Annotated in this window: 14 protein-coding genes and 1 tRNA gene; 9 read left to right on the plus strand and 6 right to left on the minus strand. The window is 41.9% G+C overall.

The features are described 5' to 3' along the window. Window positions 1-106 precede the first annotated feature (106 nt). Window positions 107-334, minus strand: a complete 228-nt coding sequence (locus K1Y79_RS26435) for a hypothetical protein (protein ID WP_220253219.1) — start codon at window positions 332-334, stop codon at window positions 107-109. An 877-nt stretch (window positions 335-1,211) separates the two neighbouring features. Here K1Y79_RS26435 and K1Y79_RS26440 point away from each other — a divergent pair. The 3 genes from K1Y79_RS26440 to K1Y79_RS26450 all read left to right on the plus strand — a co-directional run bounded on the left by K1Y79_RS26440 (window position 1,212) and on the right by K1Y79_RS26450 (window position 1,869). Continuing rightward, the gene (locus tag K1Y79_RS26440) at window positions 1,212-1,421 is read left to right on the plus strand and encodes a hypothetical protein (RefSeq protein ID WP_220253220.1); all 210 of its coding nucleotides are present in this window, start codon (window positions 1,212-1,214) and stop codon (window positions 1,419-1,421) included. 109 nt (window positions 1,422-1,530) lie between these two features. Next, window positions 1,531-1,674, plus strand: a complete 144-nt coding sequence (locus tag K1Y79_RS29610) for a hypothetical protein (protein ID WP_394370784.1) — start codon at window positions 1,531-1,533, stop codon at window positions 1,672-1,674. Between the two features lie 15 nt (window positions 1,675-1,689). Beyond that, window positions 1,690-1,869, plus strand: coding sequence for a hypothetical protein (locus tag K1Y79_RS26450; protein WP_220253221.1), 180 nt, complete (start codon window positions 1,690-1,692; stop codon window positions 1,867-1,869). A 423-nt stretch (window positions 1,870-2,292) separates the two neighbouring features. Here K1Y79_RS26450 and K1Y79_RS26455 read toward each other — a convergent pair whose 3' ends face one another. After that, window positions 2,293-3,111: a hypothetical protein gene (locus K1Y79_RS26455; protein ID WP_220253222.1), complete on the minus strand. Its 819-nt coding sequence runs from the start codon at window positions 3,109-3,111 to the stop codon at window positions 2,293-2,295. 491 nt (window positions 3,112-3,602) lie between these two features. On the opposite strand from K1Y79_RS26455, the gene K1Y79_RS26460 reads away from it, so the two are divergent. From K1Y79_RS26460 to K1Y79_RS26475, 4 genes are all read left to right on the plus strand, one after another. Continuing rightward, entirely contained in the window at window positions 3,603-7,922 is a 4,320-nt protein-coding gene (locus K1Y79_RS26460) for a DUF6443 domain-containing protein (protein WP_220253223.1), read from the plus strand. Between the two features lies 1 nt (window position 7,923). Continuing rightward, entirely contained in the window at window positions 7,924-8,361 is a 438-nt protein-coding gene (locus tag K1Y79_RS26465) for a hypothetical protein (protein WP_220253224.1), read from the plus strand. Between the two features lie 778 nt (window positions 8,362-9,139). After that, window positions 9,140-9,502 carry a hypothetical protein gene (locus K1Y79_RS26470; protein ID WP_220253225.1) on the plus strand — a complete coding sequence of 121 codons (363 nt, stop codon included), beginning with the start codon at window positions 9,140-9,142 and terminating at the stop codon, window positions 9,500-9,502. 586 nt (window positions 9,503-10,088) lie between these two features. Continuing rightward, the gene (locus tag K1Y79_RS26475; protein ID WP_220253226.1) at window positions 10,089-11,660 is read left to right on the plus strand and encodes an IS1182 family transposase; all 1,572 of its coding nucleotides are present in this window, start codon (window positions 10,089-10,091) and stop codon (window positions 11,658-11,660) included. A 227-nt stretch (window positions 11,661-11,887) separates the two neighbouring features. On the opposite strand, the gene K1Y79_RS26480 is transcribed toward K1Y79_RS26475, so the two are convergent. Together K1Y79_RS26480 and K1Y79_RS26485 are read right to left on the minus strand one after the other, a co-directional pair. Then, entirely contained in the window at window positions 11,888-12,115 is a 228-nt protein-coding gene (locus K1Y79_RS26480) for a hypothetical protein (RefSeq protein ID WP_220253227.1), read from the minus strand. A gap of 538 nt (window positions 12,116-12,653) precedes the next feature. Beyond that, a tRNA-Leu gene (locus K1Y79_RS26485) sits at window positions 12,654-12,737 on the minus strand. Between the two features lie 240 nt (window positions 12,738-12,977). On the opposite strand from K1Y79_RS26485, the gene K1Y79_RS26490 reads away from it, so the two are divergent. Continuing rightward, window positions 12,978-13,478 carry a hypothetical protein gene (locus K1Y79_RS26490; protein ID WP_220253228.1) on the plus strand — a complete coding sequence of 167 codons (501 nt, stop codon included), beginning with the start codon at window positions 12,978-12,980 and terminating at the stop codon, window positions 13,476-13,478. Window positions 13,479-13,657: 179 nt separating this feature from the next. On the opposite strand, the gene K1Y79_RS26495 is transcribed toward K1Y79_RS26490, so the two are convergent. Together K1Y79_RS26495 and K1Y79_RS26500 are read right to left on the minus strand one after the other, a co-directional pair. Continuing rightward, a complete protein-coding gene (locus K1Y79_RS26495) occupies window positions 13,658-14,815 on the minus strand; it encodes a glycoside hydrolase family 43 protein (protein ID WP_220253229.1) in 1,158 nt (385 codons plus the stop codon). 87 nt (window positions 14,816-14,902) lie between these two features. Continuing rightward, window positions 14,903-15,775, minus strand: coding sequence for a hypothetical protein (locus K1Y79_RS26500; RefSeq protein ID WP_220253230.1), 873 nt, complete (start codon window positions 15,773-15,775; stop codon window positions 14,903-14,905). A gap of 522 nt (window positions 15,776-16,297) precedes the next feature. Between K1Y79_RS26500 and K1Y79_RS26505 the strand changes: the two genes are divergently transcribed. Then, complete coding sequence (locus K1Y79_RS26505) at window positions 16,298-17,332, plus strand: MBL fold metallo-hydrolase (protein ID WP_236059855.1); 1,035 nt, start codon at window positions 16,298-16,300, stop codon at window positions 17,330-17,332. Window positions 17,333-17,349 lie beyond the last annotated feature (17 nt).

The following is a 17,349-nucleotide window of genomic DNA, read 5'->3' on the forward strand; positions in this document are numbered from 1 at the left end:
TTGATGCTAGTTATTAGAAACGGGACTCTTACATTCTGGTCGTTGTATGTATACGTTTAATAATTTCTGGGGATAGGGTATAAACTGAAGACAAGTATGACACCACTTATTCTGTTGATAACGCCCCGTTCCATTGGTCACTGGTTTCATCTTCTAAAATGACCGTTCCGACAATAGCATCATCTATTTCTTCTGTTGGGTTGCTCGATTCAGAAATTGAAAGCTTGCCCCACCTAAATCGGAAATAGAACATCCTCCCGTCCTCTAATATGCCTTCGTATTGCGTCGGAGAGGCAGAACATGTACATTCAATTTGTATAATTGTTGCTTTCATATATCGAATTTGATGGTAATAATTGAAATGTCCGAAGGAGTAGAGGTACTAAGCGTATGTATAGCTTTAAAATGCTTTGGCAGGGTATTAATTATCCCCTCAATAACAGTCATGTCATATTGGACATAATGGGTTCTTACACCTCTTACAGAACCAATTCAGATTTGAATATGATACACTTAAAAAGTGTAGGAACAGTTTAAAATAGTAAAGCCGGTCGAAGAGCGGCTTTACTATTTTCAGTGCCTAGTAGCGAAGCAATCTCGACTGCGCTGTGCAAAGTCCGTGAGGGGAGGATTTTTTTAGATGAAACACCTCGAAATTACCCGACAGTTAACCAATCCTGTCCGACAAGGTCTAGTCAACCATCGGAAGCGAGTCTTGCGTAGTCGTCAGATATGATGGCACGAAGCGTAGACAGCGACTGCCGAAGGTATGCTACCTGCGCCTTGAAGTGTTCCTGTATGTCGAAGCTTTAGTTGTTCGTAAGGCTAAAGCAACATCAAACCTGCGTTATAGAGGAGTGGGGGCGATTCGACCGGGGTCTGAGAACATATCAAAGGCAGACTGGGGTGATACGGGAACACGGGAGAGCCTAACGTCTCCAAACGGAAGTCGGTTTATGGGATTGACCGAACAAGAATAATCCAGGCTTACAAGGTTTGTATCGTCACCTTGTAAGTGTAAAGAAATGGCGATATCGGGAGGTATCCGAACCGAGAGAAATTGAAGGTAAGGAGAAGGACGAAGGCAGTCTTAGCATCCTCATAGTACCGTTAGAAGTGTGGGAAATCACCTCTATGAAAGCTACTTAGTAGGAAAGGAGGATGTCTGTTTACGGAACTAGCATTTTAGTAAAACTAAATGTACCAGAGACATGAACGAGGTGTTAACCGTAGAGATGCAGATAGCGGCCCGGGCAAGGAAGTATCCGGGAGATGCGCTGACTAACCTGCATGATTTTATTGACAGCAGCCTATTGCATGACTGCTTCGATTCCCTGAATAAGAAGGGAGCAAGCGGCGTAGATGGCGAGAAATGGACTGATTACAATAAACAAAGAAATGAGAGAATCCCGAGTTATTGATGGCTTTTAGGAGCGGAAAGTATCGTACACCCAACATCCGGCGGTATTTATATCTAAAGGAGATGGAAAGCTGCGTCCGTTAGTTCTTCCTACAGTAGAAGATAAGCTGTTGCAGACGGCTGCAACGCGCGTCCTGACGCCGATATATGAAGAGATATTCTATCGTGAATCGTATGAATTTAGGCCGGGCAAATCCCAACACCAGGCAGTAGAAGAACTGTCCAGAGTAGTGAGCATGAACCGGATGAGTTAAATTATAGACGCAGACATGCAAAACTACTTTGGTAGCATCAACCACGGCTGCCTGCGTAAGTTCCTTAACCTAAAGATAAAAGATGGTGTGACAAGGAAAATGATAGACAAGTGGTTGAAGGCAGGTATACTTGAAAATGGTCAGGTCATGTATCCCACGAAAGGTACTCCTCAGGGAGGTAGCATATCCCCGTAACTGAGTAACATTTACCTGCACTATGTACTTGATACCTGGTTCAAAGATCGCATCCGGCGATTACTGAAGGATGACAGCTTTATGATCCGTTTTGCGGATGACTTTCCTCTTGGGTTTACCAACAAGGAAGATGCATTACGAGTGATGGCAGTTTTACCGAAACGATTAAGTAAATACGGACTGACCCTTTACCCAAAAGAGACCATGTTAATTGCGGGAAAGCCGCTCGTATAGGTCTGTGGGGGAGCGGGGAGGTAACGAACCGCTCTACCCGGAACCAAGTGCTCTTGATTATTAGTAAATTAAATCGCTGCCGCCATGAAAAGTAGTGAAAGTAATTTGGCGTTAAATCACAGCCTTTCTATAGATTTTCGGATCAAGAACAACCTTTTTCTAGTAATATTCCACAGGACGTTATTTACTCTAATGTTTACCGGTAATCATCTCAGTAAAAGCTCCTATGATTTTCTTTTCTGACATTTCCAGACCGGCGGTGTGTATGTTCGCTTCTTTCAACATTGCCAGATAGCCAATGCAGCCCATTTTCAGGTTAAAACCTGGCCATTTATGGGCCATTGTTTCCCATATGCCCAATATGCTATTATTTACGATCAGCAGCTTATTGTCTACATCAATGACCATGTGGTATGATGAACGCGTTTCGCCTTCTACAGGTAATGGTATTGATGGCTTTTCCAGCAATATATTAATTGATGTCTCTCCGTAACAAATAACGTGCTCCAACTGTACAGTCATTGTCTCAATGACATAAATACTCTCATTTTGTCTGATAATGAATAATGCGTGTGGATAGCCATCATCGATTTCATCATTCAACATCACATCAACAGTCGGAGAGGTATACTTTGGGATTATTTGAGCTGAAGTGTACTTAATCCCAATAAGCTTCTCAGCATCGTACATGTAGTTGGCTAAGTGCATTAATTGCCAACCGGGCCATTTTTTCTTCAATGCAGCAAGGAAGTAATGTAACACTGAGGTTTCATGCTCAAGTTCCCAAGACCAAAATCCGAGTAGTTTCTTCTCAATATCAGCAATGACAAATCCTTCCATCCATCCATGTTCACTTAAGTGTTCTGTGATGGTACATTCCTTTACATATTCTAAGAATGCATTTTCTCCGAGATACAGATCGTATGGAACACGACTGGCAGCCCATCGATCTTGATAAATTCTAAGTCCATCTTTACTTTTAATAGTATAGTTTACGCGGCTTCCCATTAATATTCAATTGTTTGCCTTTGCGTTTACAAAATAGCACATTTGTTCCTGAAATAAGCATTATCTTTTGGGGAACAGCGTTAGTAAGTAGGAACACTTTCTACAGGAGTTTGGGAACGAATACAAAGGATAGAGATCGAACCAATTATAGATTGAATATGAATGAATTAAAATACCATAAAACTTATTTAAAATAGAAAATCCGCTACTAGAGCGGATTTCTATTTTTGTGCCCAGTAGTGGATCATTCTCGAACCAGGTAGTATTGATAATTAGTAAGTTAATATCCATTCTGCTATGTGACGGCTATTACTAAGAGTCCATTTGCGAATTTTATATTACGCTTTGGAGAGGTAAATTGGTTTTGTATATTTGTAGAGCTTTTAATAACAGTACCATAGTGTTTGTTTCAATATACCTGTTATAGTAGAATAGTTAAGTAAAACTGCCTGTAATATTAGCCGACAATTATAATGTAAGTAAGTCCCTCTATGAAATTTAGTGTACTGCGTGGAATTGCCTTAGTTTCAACCCTATTATTATCATCTGTCCTTTTTGCACAAAAGCCGGGAGGAGTACGTAGCACCGCTACTGCAGTTCCGTTACCATCATCTTATACCAATACTAATATTAACTATGTCAGGACCTGGGATCCAGATATGCCATTAAGTGATACGGCAGCAGTAAAGGCCGCTGCCAGAAAGGTGAGAGAAGTGAAGCAAACAACTCAATATCTGGACGGCTTGGGAAGACCCATACAAACAGTGGCTAAAGGAATTACTGCCAATGGTAAGGACCTGGTACAAACGGAGGTATATGATGAATTTGGACGACAGCAATATCAATACTTGCCCTATGCAGATCAGTCGTCTGCCGATGGAAGGTTTAAAACTGATCCATTTACGACACAAAGTAATTTCTATAAGAACGGCGTGTTGAACCCGGGAGTTATCGGAGAAAACATCTTTTATAGTAAAACAGACTTTGAAGCTTCCCCTTTAAACAGGATTTTGAAAACATATGCGCCGGGGAATAGCTGGTCAGGCAAGCCAGTTGAGGCCCGTTACCTGGTGAATTTGGCAACTGACTCTGTAAGATTATGGAATATAGGATATGGATTACCTACTAGTACCGGGTATTATAGTGCAGGTCAGTTATACAAGACCGTGAGTATTGATGAACAACAGAACCAGGTAGTCGAGTATAAAGACAAAGATGGGCATGTTGTCTTAAAAAAGGTTCAGATAGCAGATGCTCCAGCTGCCGGGGCGTATGGATGGTTATGTACCTATTACGTCTATGATGACCTGGGCAATCTGCGATACGTTATTCCTCCCCAAGGTGTTGAGTCGATTAAGATTAATTGGACTGTAACTACAGCAGTAGATACTGGTTTATGTTATCAGTATCAATATGATGGTCGCCAAAGAATGATTGTGAAGCGGATACCGGGATCGGGTCGTGTTTTTATGGTTTACGATAACCGTGACCGGTTAGTATTTATCCAGGATTCAGTTCAACGTTCAAAGTCACCCATGGAGTGGCTGGTGACCTTTTATGATGAATTGAATCGCCCCACTATGACCGGGATATACAAGAATACTATTTCTGCGGATTCCTTACAGAAACGAATGAATGCAGTCGCTGGTTCAAAGTCGGTGGCCTATACAGCTCCCGGGAAGGAGGATTTATATGTTTATGCGCATGAGGGCAATGACTTATATACAGCTACGAAGAGCATATCACTGCTGGAGGGCTTTGATAGTGGCACAGGCACAGAGCTAGTGGCGGAGATTAATCCGTCAGCTGGGGAGACAATCTCCATTACTGCCAGTAATCCGTTACCAGATATCCCAGCATCATCGCTAATGCCGTTGACGTACACTTTTTATGATAAGTATGATTATGCAGGTAAGCTTGCATTTGTAGGAGCTGATACTACTAAACTACAGGCCGCAGATACACTTTATCCTGATAGAAGGCCAGTTACAACTATGACAAACGGCCTGGTAACAGGTACAAAGGTAAGGGTGTTGGGAACGGATAAATGGCTTACAACTACTACTTATTACAATGATAAAGGACGTACTGTGCAAGTAGTAGCCGAGAACAACCTCGGAGGAAAAGATGTTATGTCAACGTTGTACAGTTACAAAGGCCTTGTTTTAGGAACCTACCTGCGTCATCAGAATCCCAAAAGTACAATACCTCAGACTACACTACTGACAATTATGACATATGACCATGGTGGGCGGTTATTGACGGTTAAGAAGCGTTTAAATGATGATGTCAGTCAGGAAAGGATGGTAGCAGCTAACAGCTATAATGAGCTAGGTCAGCTGCGTCTTAAACGCTTGGGAGTGACCGCCTCGGGGGCGATGTTGGATACATTAAACTATACATATAATATCCGTGGATGGTTACAGGGCATTAACAAGAACTTTGTCAATAGTGGTAATGTGACCAGTAACTGGTTTGGTCAGGAACTGAGTTACGATTATGGCTTTACGGCTGCTCAGCTCAACGGTAACATAGCGGGAGTAAAGTGGAAGACACGTGCAGACAGCGCTTTTGCATACGGTTATAATTACGACAGGGCAAATCGGTTGACGGGCGCTTATTTTACCCAACGAAACGGAGCCAGCTGGGCACAGGGAGCAAAGGACTTTTCTGTGAGCAACCTGAGTTATGATGCCAATGGTAACATCAAAACCATGTTACAGAAGGGTATGGTTGGTACAGCTAGTAAGACGATCGATAGTTTGATCTACACATATCCGTCAAATAGTAACAGATTATTGGGTGTTCGGGATATAGACTCATCTATTACAAAGTCAGCGCAGCTCGGCGATTTCATAGATGGTAATACCTCCGTGAAAGATTACGCTTATGATGCTAATGGTAATATGATTGCAGATTTGAATAAGCGTATATCATCAATTACTTATAATCATCTGAACTTACCCTCAGTAATTACTATGGCAGGAAAAGGTACGATTACCTATTTATATGATGCTATGGGTAATAAATTATCTAAGACGGTAGTGGATAACATCGGAAGTGTGGCAAAGACAACAGTGATAGATTACGACGGGATATTTGTTTATAAGCGGGATAGCCTTGAATTGATCAATCATGAAGAGGGGCGTATAAGACCAGTGTATAAAAGAGGTAATCCTGTAGGATATGCATACGATTATTTTGAGAAGGACCATTTGGGTAATGTGCGAACAGTATTGACGGATCAGACCGACTTTACCATGTATGCAGCAACTATGGAGAGTAGTGCTGCGGCAACCGAGACAGCATTATTCAGCAATATTGAAGAGACGCGGGTAGAGAAGCCATCAGGTTATCCCTTAGATGAGACTACCTCAGAGAATAAATCAGTAGCTAGGTTAAATGGTAAAGCTGAAGGAAAGAAGATCGGACCTTCGCTGGTGTTAAGGGTAATGGCAGGAGATACTGTTCAGATCAGTGCTCGTGCTTTTTATAAGTCTGACGGACCAAAGGATAATGGTCAGAAGGCACCAGTAGAAGATATACTGGCGGGTTTAGTACAGGCTTTTGGAGGAAGTGCTGGAGAAAGTGAGGCACATGATGCGGTGCTTTCTAACGGTACACCATTCAATGCTGACTTTTATAGAAATACCTATCAACGTTTAAGAGAGAAGGAAGCAGACAATGGACCGTCAGATCGTCCGAAAGCATACTTAAGTTTTGTTTTGTTTGATGATGACTTTAAATTAGTAGAGGAAAATAGTGGTGTTAGGCAGGTGAAATCAATCCCGGATGAATTACAGGAGCTAAAAGTGGGAAAGATGCAGGTAGTTAAAAGTGGCTATTTATATGTTTACACGAATAATGAGAGTCAACAAGACGTTTACTTTGATAATATGCTTTTGGGCTTGACTAGTGGACCGTTATTGGAGCAAACTCATTATTATCCGTTTGGATTGACGATGGCAGGAATTAGCATTGACGCTATCAACCCAGGAATTTTTAAAAATAAGTTGAAGTACAATGAAGGTTCAGAAATTCAAAATGAGGAGTTTTCTGACGGAAGTGGACTAGAGTTATATGGAACGAAATTAAGAACTCTTGATCCGCAGTTGGGAAGATTTTGGCAAATCGATCCGAGGCCTAATCCTGCTAACAGTCTTTATGCTTCTATGGAAAATAATCCTGTCAGGTTTAATGATCCATTAGGTGACAGTATTATTCCAAACGTTACTTATGATTATTCAAAGACAGCGAATCCTGTTGCATTGAGTGATTTAGGAAGTACTACTCTTACCAGTATTGATGTAACTAGTGCATCAAGTACAAATATTGATATTTCTTTGAGCTTTACAATTAGCCTTTCTGCTGCATTTAAAGGGCAAACACTGGAGACAAACATAGAAAAACAGAACTTAGGGTTGGAGAGAGAAGTTAACGCACATGAAGAAGGGCATAAGGATCAGTTATTGGAAGCTGCGATAACGCCTGTCACTATTTCGGTGAACATTGACGGCATTTCAACTAGTTTTACGGGGCAGGCAGACCAGGTTATAGTGAATGCTACAGCAACATTTACCAGTTCCAATGCTGCGGCGGGAATGAACGCTGATCAACGAAGAGATTTCGTAGATAATAATATTGGCGTTCCCGCTTTGAATGCAATGAACAGCAATATTATAGCTGCTGAAAATGCTGCAAATAAGGAATCCGATGCTAATGTTCGGGCAGCGAGGACCTTGGGCGCTAGTACAATTAAATATAGTAATGGGAATACGCGCGTAATATATCAAAATAGAGAAATTAAATAACATGAAAGTAACATTGTTCCTAATTCTCCTGCTTAATGCGTATGTATCATTGGCGCAAGATATTGATACATGTTTAACAGTAAGCGTCGGCCTTCGCATAGACAGGATAAAAGGTAGACAGAAACAAATAATTACTTATGCCGACAGTATTAATAATTATATGCGTGGAGCACTTCCAAGGTTCCTTCATGATGAATGTTTTGATACAAACGTCAACTTATGGGATAATTTTCATGCACCAATTTCTCTAAGATGGAAAGTTCTGGAAATGGTTAATAATAGAATTGCTTTAAAGAGTATCCTAGAAAAGGATGATAGGAAACTGGACAAAAAATGTAGCTGTCAGCGTCGGAAGGAGATAGGATTTAATATACCAATGATGGATAGTTCTTTCAGGCAATTAATAAAAAAGCGCTATGATCAGTTAAGTACAAACTGATACAGGCTGTGAATTTGTAATAGTTCCGGTTCATCCCGACCTTTCGTTTTTACAACCTTTACCTGTAGCGGAGTGGTAATTGTTAGATAGTAGGACGGCGAAGGAAGCAGTTTATTTACCGGATTGAAAATAATTGGTGTTTGATCAGGGCGGCAGCTTCTTCCCTTTTTTCTTGCCTGGAAGTTCTCATGCCAGCTCAATAGTTGCTTAGCTTCGAATGTTGTATTGGCAATTTTTGCAGACTCTTTTTCATTTACTTCATTGGAGAGCCAATAAAAATAAGTAATAAGAGTGAAAAAGGCGGGAGAAGAATTTTCAGAGATTATTCCTGCATACGTGTCAGTCCTGACCTCTTTGCATTTTTAGGTCTGCCATTTAGGACGCGCCCAATGCTCGTTTGGTGGTAATAATGTCTGTAATTTCCCGGTTGACCACTTAGGACGGGAATCTGTTGTTAAGTAAGACAATTTCTGCTTGTCATGCTGCTTGTCAATTGACTGTCAATAATAGTGGTAGAAAGGGATTAAAACCTGTGAAAAATTAACAAGCATAAATTAAAATGACTCTGTAAATCAATTGATTACAGGGTCATTTTGTGCCCAGTAGTGGTATAAAATCGAACCAACTTGTGCTGATTATTAATAAGTTAAATTATGAAAGCTAGATTATTTGAAATAACATGCCGCAATCATACCTTCGCAAAGCAAAAATTCTATTTCTATTATTACACTCGTTTACTGGTGATAGAATAACCAGCTTTCAAAAACTACTATTATTCATGAAACATATATTGGGCATCTTGTTCCTTTGTATTATTTGTAATGGCAATATATATGCACAGAAGCCCCAAAATGGCACGTATGTTTACCATGTTGCTTCTTCAGAATGGCATGGTAAATCACTTGGAGCCACCGTGCTTGTAAAGATTAAAGGAGATTCTATCTATGTTATTCATAATGTAGGTAATCTTTCGGGAAAAGTAGGAGAGATGATTGATTGCGGAGTCATTATGAAGCATCGTAAAATAGGAAAATGGATAATCGGACATAATGCTGCCGACAAAAACGCCCAAGATGTAGGTGGCTGTTCAGGCGGTCCCAGTAGGATAGATTTTCGCCATAAAAAATTCTGGCTATGTTGATACCAGCATCAAACTTTAGGGCGCTGGGCGTTTCTAGAAGATAATCTAATTGCCCTCCCAATATTGCAATTGTAAAATATAAATCTTACTAACATCTCAAATCCAATGAGATCCGAACACAAGGAAGTCATAATACATTTTCTTAGAAGACCCTTAATGTATGTTTATCGGTTGGATAAAGAGCAAATAGTTGCATTCATCACAGGTTTTGAAATCGGATCAGAAGGAAATGTCAACCTTAGTAAGCAGGTGTCCACGTGGCTAAAAAATAGACATCAGATAACCAAAAGTAATCAAGGATGGCCCGGGCAAATCCAAGTGTATGCTGATCGCAAGTGCATTAGCTGGTTTGATGCCTTTAGTGAAATTGTTTCAACCATTTTGGACTGCAAAGTGCAATGACTGGGCTTATCTTGTCTTAAGCGGTAATACTTGAATCGCGAATCGAACCTGTTTTAAATTTAAAATCAATTAGTTAGCGAGATAGTAAAATATCATTAAATAGCGGGGCTGACCAAAAAGGTCGGCCCTTTTCTTTGCAGAAAGAGGGCCGATTAGTATTTTTAATTACCACATCAAAAATACTATGGCCAAAGCTAAGACTAAACAAGTATTCAAACAATACTCGCCCAACCAAAATTTGTTACTACCTCCCAATTTGGAGGAACTTATTGACTCTCATCATCTTGTCCGTGTTATAAATGGGATAGTGGACAGTATGGATCTTACTACCATACTTAACAGCTATATGGGAGGAGGCACAAGTGCGTACCATCCCCGGATGATGATTAAGATACTTCTCTATGCTTACGCGGTTAAAATCTACACTGGACGTCGGATAGCAAAGGCGTTACGTCAAGATATTACGTTCATGTGGTTGGTGGCTTATAATCGCCCAGATTTTCGTACGATTAATAATTTCCGCAGTGGAGTGCTCAAAACAACGATTGAAGAGTTGTTTAAGCAGATGTTGGATTTCTTGTTAACTAAAGAGTATATCAAGTTTGAACATTATTTCTGTGATGGATCAACCTTTGAAGCTGATGCCAATCGGCATAAAATGGTCTGGAACAAGAATGCTAAGCGCTATCAGGCCGCAACCGAACAAAAGTGCAGGGATTTATTTAAACAGATTGACCAGCTTAATGAGACTGAGCAAAGTCAATACGGCAATAAGGACCTGGAAGAATCTGGTACAGACAAACAGGCTGTTACGAAGGAACAAATAGCCATGCAAGCCAGCAAGCTTGATCAGGTTATTGAGACAGCAGCATCCAAACGGCTAAAACGTAAGGCCACAACCTTAAAGAAAAAACTTTCCGCTCACCAGGATAGTATAGACAAATATGAACGGCAGCAGCAGATCAGTGGTAGCCGTAGCGGTTATAGCGCAACGGATGAGGATGCGACAGCTATGAAGATGAAGAATGGTGAAGTATTACCTGGATATAACATACTTATTGGCAGCGAGGATCAGTTTATTACTGGTTATAGTGTACATCAAAAAAATAATGATGGCGCATGTTTTAAAGATCACGTTCAGCAATTTAAACAACATGGCGGACATGAACCAACAGCTATTATAGCAGATAGCATATTCGGTACTCAGCAGAACTATGAGATAATGGATGATAGGGAGATTGCCGCATATGTAAAATTCCCATTGTATCATAAAGAGCGTAGTCATAAATACGTTGAAAACCCTTTCCGTAAAGAAAACTTCATTTATGACGCGGCCAACGATACTTACATCTGCCCTAATAATAAAGCGCTTCGCTTTCGCTATGTCAAAACAGATCGCAATAAAAATGGGTATATTAGTTTCAGTCGGCTGTACGAGTGTGAAAGTTGCCAGGGGTGCCCTTTTGCAAAAGATTGTAAAGGCACATCAAACTCTAACCGCACCATAAAAGTCAATCAGTCTCCTGAACATTATAAGCAGCAAGCCCGTGACAATCTCAAAAGTGAACTGGGAGATGAATTGAAGCGAAAAAGGAGTATAGAAGTAGAAACCTGCTTTGGAGACATTAAAAAGAATCAGGGATTTAGACGATTCCATTTACGAGGCAAACAAAAGGTAAAGGCTGAATTTGGCCTGATAGCCATTGCTCATAACCTGCGAAAACTCCATCTGAAAGTCTTTTTATCGGCTGCTTAAGAGTAAAGTCTGTCAAAGTAACGCCTTTCCCCCTTTTCTAACCCCTTAATACCGCATTTAATACTAAACTAATCAAGAAAATGCTCTAAAAAATTGGGGCTGACCTAAAAGCTCTTTTTACTTTTTGGTCAGCCCCGCTATTTTTGTGCCCAGTAGTGGTAGATTCTCGAACCAGATAGTTCTGATAATTAGTAAATTAACGCTACTCAATCAGCTCAAATAAAGGATTATCTAAGTTTTGCAGCATAGTTGGACCTTACATTCCTGCCAATATAACTGTTTAATCCCTGTCCAGCATCAGCCAATAATTTCATTTGTTCTACATGGTGGCTTCCTGGTTTACTGTAGTCGTATAGGTAAACCGCTCCAGTACTAAATTCAATGGTTATTGAAGTTCTTCCTGATTCATAAGAGGAAATACCGGAATCTCCTCCCAAATTTGCATAAGGTGTCATTAGAAGTTATTGAATGTGTAAGAAAAATTGTTTAACAATGATTATTCATTGTTTCTAATGACTCTTAGTTGCGGAATGTGACTCATCATAACAGCTAAAAATGGAAATTTTCAGATTTATTTAGGAGCTTAAAAATTTATGCTTGACCCGACAAATCCCCCAAGTTTTCAACTTGATCCGTGTTGTTATATAAACTCAGGCAGTAATAGCATTTACTAATGCTAAATAGCCGTCCTGTATTGATCCTTTCTTTTGCAAAACTAGGAAATTTGTTGTGCTTCACAACTCTTGGTCTTGATCTAGTGTGCGTTTATGATTGTGCGGTAGGAGGCACGAGTTAATCTTAATTCAGGGAAGTATGGTGGAAGCAGCGTTAATTCAAATTGGTTAACTTTGAAAGAAGAATAGCTCTTTTAAATACATTCAGTACCGGGTAAAACGATCATTTTGTTAGAGCGTGATCACTTTACTGGCAAATTTGTAGAAATTACTAAGGCCACACTGTTGTGTGACCTTAGTAAGTTGTTGATTTTCAACGTGCCCAGAACAGGAATCGAACCTGCACTCCGTTGCCGAAACAAGATTTTGAGTCTAGCGCGTCTACCAGTTCCGCCATCTGGGCAAAGCAACTGTCCTTCAGTTGCGGGTTGCAAAGATATATAAATAATTCAAACTGCCAACATTTTTTAAAAATATATTGTATTTGCCCTATATAGCTTGCACTACAACGAACGCAGGAAGAGCTTTTCAAATGTATCAGTTATGGAACGCGACGTACATCAGACAGCCAATTACTTCAAGGAATACATTATTTTAGATGGTGCCCCTTAGCGTAAAGACTTGGCATCTAATTGTTCATAACATGACCCTCGATTTTAACAGCCTGGACAGCATCAAAGCAGCAGGATTTACCGGCTTCAAGACAATGGCAACATTACTTGCCGAGCCCTCGGTGCTACCATTAACTAAGGGGGTATATCTTGTCCTAAATCTTGACGCGACCCCTATCCGTTTCTTACCTAAAGGAGCTGGCGGTTTCTTTAAGGGGCGGGATCAGAATGTGACGCTTGAACAGCTGAAACAAAACTGGATTATGGACACCCTTGTTATCTATATCGGGAAGGCTGGTGGCAACGGTCAGGCAACTTTGAGATCCCGGATAAAACAGTATCTGGCCTTTGGCAATGGCAAAGCTGTTGGTCATTGGGGTGGGCGTTTCATCTGGCAGATTGCCGCTTCACAGTCATTGGTCATTTGCTGGAAATCAATAGGCGAGGGTGATCCCAGGGCGGTAGAAGCAGATTTGATAAAAAAGTTCATAGAAAGATTCGGCGCAAGGCCATTCGCTAATCTTATCGGCTGACTTCAATCTTATCTTGACCCCCGTTTGTTGTAAAGCTGCTTCATGCAGTAAGGTCGTACATTATGCACGTGTTGTACGAAGTCTCGTTACAGAGATACCCCTAGATTACTGCAAGCTACTAGACTATTGGAAGCATACGGCTATTGCAGCCGTATGCTTCCAATAGTCGGCATTTCAGTTTACCGCTTCTTACCCGGCACTGCCTGCGGCGTTGTAGTAGGTCCCTCTACCGTCAGCTTACCATTCTTACCAATCTTCATACGGTCAATGAATACTACCCGCTGATCGCCGGTGCCGGTGGTACGGGCATGATACACACACAACATCTCTTTACCGTCTGGCGACCATGTTATACTGTTATGCCCTGTACCAGTTACTGTACCTCCCTTTTCTTCGTTCTTTTCCAATACGGGGTTATTTGCTGCCTTTGTGTAAGGCCCCAACGGACTTTTCGCGGTTGCATATCCTACAGCATAGTTCCTGCCACCGAAGTAATTGGAGGAGTACATCATATAGTAAGTATCACCTTTGCGGAAAGCAACAGAACCTTCGGTCCACCGACGGTTCACTTCCTTAGATGTCACCGAACGGCTTTCCCATTCTGCTTGTTTGTCATCCATTTTTACCGGCGGACGAAGTTGCAATACCGGCTCGCCAATTACGCCGCTGAAGTCTGGCTGGAGTGCTACGCCGTATACCCAGCTTTCTTCTATACTGTCGTACCATCCCTGCTGTTTTGCCCAGGTGGCTACTTCGCTTTCTACCGGGTGTTTGTAGCAGCAACGGGAATAATACAGGTATATCTTGCCATCTTTATCAAAAAGGACATTGGCGTCAATCACCGGATATCCCGGATCAAATACCGGCTTATTATTCAGGTCTGTGAACGGACCTGTCGGACGGTCAGCTACTGCCACACCTATCCGGAAGTTCTCCAGCTCACGGGTAGGATTGTGCTTCCATTGTGCGCTGTAAAACATATAATACCGGTCCTTGTATTCATATACTTCAGGTGCCCAATACGCGCCATCCCATGCTGCTGTGGAATCACTCCATCCGTTAGCGTTACTTGCATAATAGACCTGCCCTTCCGATTGCCAGTGAACCAGGTCGTCAGAGGAATAGGCGGCAAACCCGTTTTTAGCGCCTCCTGTGCCGTACATATAGTACTTGCCATGTTTATCCCTGAGTACATAAGGATCGCCAAATTCGACTGGTAATGGATTCTGAAAGGTAGCTCCCGCTGAGGCACTTCCCGTTTGAGCAAATAGGGGAGTGCTGCCTGCTGTTGACATAAACAGGGAAAAGCCTGTGAGGAAAGAAAATAATCGTTGCATGTTGCTTATTTATCGTGGAAATTGCTTGTTCGTATGTAACCTGAGCCTGATGTACCGCTGTCCGCAAGTGGTCGGACAGATTAATATCTATTTCAGCGGAATATAACGGTACGAAATAGTGATATCGTCATTGCGGTTGTCTGATTTCATTACCTGCGTCGTTACCAGTCCTGTCTCCGGATCATAGGTGTTAGTAGCAGTATAGTCGGTTTTCTCTGTATAAGTTGTATTCACGATCTCATATGTCAGTCCGGCAAGATTGTTCCTGCCGCCCGCCAGTAACGGTGCGTCACTATGATGATGGTTCATCAGGTAGCCGGCATAAGGGTTAATCCTGAACAATAGTTGCAACCCGTTCGGACGATCATCATACCGGTACGTCAGCGTTGATACGTCACTTCTCTCATAATTAGACCCTGCCATATACAGATAACTCACGATTGTTGTACTAACTGCATTACCTCCGTTGAAGCTTGTCTCTATATAGTTCACACGCTTCCTTTCAGAACTACGAACCGTGTCTTTACTGCCAGCCAGCAGTATTCCGTCGTTGCTGACTTTGTAAGCGCGGCCATCCTCCAGCTCAAATGGGTCGTCATCATCCTCCGTATAGACAGTAAAGTCCTGATTGTTATATACAAGCGTATCCTTGTCTGCCAATACAGGATCGTTTGTATTGTAATACCTGACGCGCACGCATTTACCGGCCACATTGTAGTCAAATACACAATACGCATTATACCCGGTTGCGCTGCTGTAATCGTAATACAGGTGCTCCAGCTGCTGCTTACTATTGTAGGTAAAACTGTCTGCCGGCAAGCCATGAAAATGGATGGCTGCGGGTAGATACGCTGGTGTATTAACAATACCGTCCTTGTCTTTTTCACAGGACGCCATGGTTATAAGCCCTGCTAAAACTGCCATAGCTGGCTTACAATACCGAAGGGAGATTGGTTTCATGGTAATCTGATACATTTTTACTGCAAATCCGGGTCGTACAAAAGATAACATACCTGCTCGTATGCACCTGCCTGTTTAAAATGGGTTTGTCCGAGTTTCCGTCTGACAAGATATAAAATGTTTCCCATCTCTGCCACTACACGTTATTCTCCAAAATGACCCATTATCCCCGACCATCATATCCTCTTAGCCTAATAGCTCAGTTCCCTGAACCAAACTCACATACCCGGCGTCATAAACACTTCCAACACGCAACCTGCTTGAATGTAGCGCCCAACTGTCGCCGTCCTTACCGTCTCCCAGCACCTCGATCCGGCTACGAACGGTTGCTCCCATACACTTCCTACACCCGTTAGTCATATGGCTGCCATACTTTCCCGGAAATATTTTTCCTTTGGTAAAATATCTGTCCATCAGATTCGTCAATAGTAATATATGAAGAAATTAACCGGGGTAGCTATCAAAAGCTTGAAGATAGTTCTTGGCCTCTTTTTATTATTGACAATCATTGTATTATTGTATATGAGACATCCTCTGTTCGGAGAAAAACCTTCCGGTAAAAGACTTGAATTAATTAAACAATCGCCGCACTATAAAGACGGACAGTTCCAGAATATTCACCACACGCCTCAGTTATCAGAAGGCTATAATATGAGTGGTGTTCTGTACGACTTTATGTTTAAAAAGCGTGTACGCCTGCGTCCTATAGACGCCTTACCTTCCGTAAAAACTGATCTGTCAGCTATCCAGCCCGATCAGGACGTGCTGATCTGGTTCGGCCATTCATCCTATTACATTCAGACAGGAGGGAAGCGCTTCCTCGCTGATCCGGTGTTCTCCGGCAGTGCATCTCCTTTACCAGTAGGCACCAAAGCTTTTAAAGGCGCTGATATCTACAGTATTGACGATTTTCCGGTGATTGACTACCTGTTCATCTCACATGATCATTATGATCACCTGGATTATAAGACGATGGTAGCACTGAAAGATAAAGTAGGCAAAGTGATCTGCGGACTCGGTGTAGGCGCACACCTCGAAAGATGGGGCTACACACCCGCACAGATCATAGAAACCGATTGGTGGCAGGATGTCGAACTCGGTGAGGGCTTCTCTGCTCATACCGCTCCCACACGCCACTTCTCCGGCAGAAGTCTGTCCCGCAATAACACGCTATGGCAGTCCTACATCCTGCAAACTCCTTCTCTGAAAATCTATATCGGTGGCGATAGCGGTTACGATACGCATTTCGCAGAAATAGGTAAAAAGTTTGGTCCGATTGACTTCGCCATCCTCGAAAACGGCCAGTACGACCTGGCATGGAAGTATATCCATATGCAGCCGGAAGAAGTCCTGCAGGCAGCCAAAGACCTGAATGCTAAAAGACTACTCCCTGTCCATTCTTCCAAATTTACCCTGGGTAATCACCCCTGGGATGAACCGTTGAAAAGATTGAAAGCAATTGCAGATATGCCACTGGCTACGCCGATGATCGGACAGATAGTCGATCTGCGAAATGACCAGCAAGTCTTCCAGGATTGGTGGACCGGCGTAAACTAACAGTCCGTGATAAAAAC

Source organism: Chitinophaga rhizophila (assembly GCF_019492185.1).
GTDB classification, from domain to species: domain Bacteria; phylum Bacteroidota; class Bacteroidia; order Chitinophagales; family Chitinophagaceae; genus Chitinophaga; species Chitinophaga rhizophila.